This is a genomic window from Micromonospora globispora (genome assembly GCF_003857015.1).
In the GTDB taxonomy this organism is placed as follows: domain Bacteria; phylum Actinomycetota; class Actinomycetes; order Mycobacteriales; family Micromonosporaceae; genus Micromonospora; species Micromonospora globispora.
Genome location: NZ_QGGF01000632.1, coordinates 1 through 2,309 on the forward strand (window position 1 = coordinate 1; position 2,309 = coordinate 2,309).

Annotated in this window: 3 protein-coding genes and 1 pseudogene; all 4 read left to right on the forward strand. The window is 73.6% G+C overall.

Annotated features, from left to right (window positions below; translation table 11 throughout):
- The coding region (locus tag DKL51_RS31105) for an SCO7613 C-terminal domain-containing membrane protein (RefSeq protein ID WP_148097894.1) at positions 1-234 on the forward strand (234 nt) is incomplete at its 5' end.
- A gap of 127 nt (positions 235-361) precedes the next feature.
- Positions 362-1,414, forward strand: coding sequence for a fatty acid desaturase family protein (locus tag DKL51_RS31110; RefSeq protein WP_109944251.1), 1,053 nt, complete (start codon positions 362-364; stop codon positions 1,412-1,414).
- Positions 1,415-1,484: 70 nt separating this feature from the next.
- Positions 1,485-1,778 (forward strand): 4a-hydroxytetrahydrobiopterin dehydratase, encoded by a 294-nt coding sequence (locus DKL51_RS31115; RefSeq protein WP_109944250.1) that lies wholly within the window; start codon positions 1,485-1,487, stop codon positions 1,776-1,778.
- Positions 1,775-2,309, forward strand: a pseudogene (locus DKL51_RS31120) (FHA domain-containing protein); the annotation flags it as partial. The gene DKL51_RS31115 and the pseudogene DKL51_RS31120, both read left to right, overlap by 4 nt.

Here is a 2,309-nt window from a genome sequence, read left to right on the forward strand (position 1 = left end):
GCGCTGGGCGCGGTGCTGGCCGGGGCCGTCCGCCGGTGGCAGGCGCCGGTGCTGCTCGGCTCGGCCACCCTCGTCCCGCTCGCCCTGCACGAGCTGGCCCGCGGCTTGGACCTGCTGCCCCGGTGGATCTTCCTCGCCCTCGGCGGTCTGGCCCTGATCGCGCTCGCCGCCACGTACGAGCGGCGCCGGCGGGACCTGGCCCGGCTGCGGATCCTGGTCCGCCGGATGAGCTGACGGTAGGGCCAGCCCCACCCCCAGCTCGGGGGCGTACCGTATTACTCAGCGCAACCGTGCCGACCAGACTCGGTACGCGGGCCGCGCCGCCAGGCGGGGCCACACCACCGAGGAACGGGGAGCGCAGATGACTTCTTCGACGCTGGCGGCACCATCGGAACGGCGGGGCAGTGACTACGCGCGGTTGTCCCGCCGGGTCGCCGAGGCCGGCCTGTTCGCCCGCCGGCCGGTCGGGTACGCGGTGCGGATCGTGCTCACCCTGGGTGGTTTCCTGGCCGGCTGGGCCGGGGTGGTCGCCGTCGGCGACTCCTGGGTGCAGCTGCTGCTCGCGGTCGGGATGGCGGTGGCCACCACCCAGGTGGCGTTCCTCGGCCACGACGCCGGGCACCGGCAGATGTTCCGCCGGCGCGGCCCGAGCGACCTGGCCGGGCTGATCGCCGCCAACCTGGCGGTCGGGCTCAGCTACGGCTGGTGGATCGACAAGCACAACCGGCACCACGCCAACCCGAACCACAGCGACGAGGACCCCGACGTCGGGGCGGGCGCCCTCGTCTGGACGTACGAGCAGGCGATCGCGAGCCGCGGCTTCGGCCGGTGGCTGGCCCGGCGGCAGGCGTGGCTGTTCTTCCCGATGCTGCTCCTGGAGGGGCTGGCGCTGCACGTGGCGAGCGTCCGGGCATTGGTCCGGCGGGAGCCGGACGGCCGGTGGAGCACGCCGGTTCGGCACCGCGCGGTGGAGGGACTGCTGCTCGGCCTGCACGCCGTCGGCTACCTCGGGCTGGTGTTCGCGGCCATGTCGCCGGTGAAGGCGCTGCTCTTCGTCGCCGTCCACCAGGGGCTGTGGGGGCTCTACATGGGCTGTTCGTTCGCCCCGAACCACAAGGGGATGCCGATGCCGACCGACGCCGACGACCTGGACTTCCTGCGTAAGCAGGTGCTCACCTCGCGCAACGTCCGAGGCGGTCGCGTCGTGGACCTCGCGTTGGGCGGGCTCAACTACCAGGTCGAGCACCACCTCTTCCCCAACATGCCGCGGGCCAACCTGCGCCGGGCGCAGCCGATCGTGCGGGCATACTGCGCCGAACGGGGTGTCCCGTACGCGGAGACCGGGCTGGTCGAGTCGTACCGGCAGGCGCTGGCGCACCTGCACGAGGTGGGCCGCCCGCTGCGCGGGAAGTGAGTCGCCCCCGCCCTGCTCAGGGCGGGTGGCGGAGCAGGGCGCCGGAGGGGCCTGCCGGTAGGGTCGTCGCATGGCAGACGTGCTCACCGCGGAGGCGGTACGAGACGAGCTGGGCGGGTTGGCGGACTGGTCGGGTGACCCGGCCGGGATCAGCCGCACCGTCGAGCTGGGCAGCTTCCCGGACGCCATCGCGGTGGTCGACCGGGTCGCCGCGACGGCCGAGGAACTCGACCACCACCCCGACATCGACATCCGATGGCGGACCCTGACCTTCCGCTGCGTCACCCATTCCGCGGGCGGGGTCACGCACCGCGACCTGGAGCTGGCCCGGCGAATCGACGACATCGTCCGGAGCGCCCGATGAGATTCGAGATCAGCAAGGTGCTGGACGCCATCGAGGGTCGGGTCTGCACCGACCCTTCGCTGGCCCGCGCCGTCGTGGATTTGGCCGAGGTGATCCGCTGGCAGGACCTGGACGGCGGGCGGCCGGCCAGCCTGCTCCGGCTGGGCATGGTGATCGACGCCCTGTCCCGGCAGTTGGAGGAGGACAGCGTCCCGGTCTACGCCATCGTGCACCGGGCCCTGCTCTCCGACGCCGACCTGACCTCCAACGAGCGGATGGTGGTCCGCCGCTGGGCCGACGACGGTCTGGTGGAGGTGCTCGACAACCCGGGCGACCGGATGCTGGAGGTGGCCGACCTGCTGGGGCTGCCGGTGCTCAGCCGGGTCCGCTTCGACGGGCTGGGCGGCCGCTACCCCTGGCTCGGGCAGGCCGGCCGGGTGCTCGCCCCGGTGCCCGGGGCCGGCGGTCCCGTCTTCATCGCGCACGTCGGCGGCGGTCAAAGCCCGACCACCGCCGGCCGGTCACCGGTCGCCGCGAAGCTGCTCGCCCGCC

Bases quoted from the DNA above. Each gene is read 5' to 3' on its own strand.
- DKL51_RS31110 (WP_109944251.1), top strand. From the start codon at position 362: ATGACTTCTTCGACGCTGGCGGCACCATCGGAACGGCGGGGCAGTGAC.
- DKL51_RS31115 (WP_109944250.1), top strand. From the start codon at position 1,485: ATGGCAGACGTGCTCACCGCGGAGGCGGTACGAGACGAGCTGGGCGGG.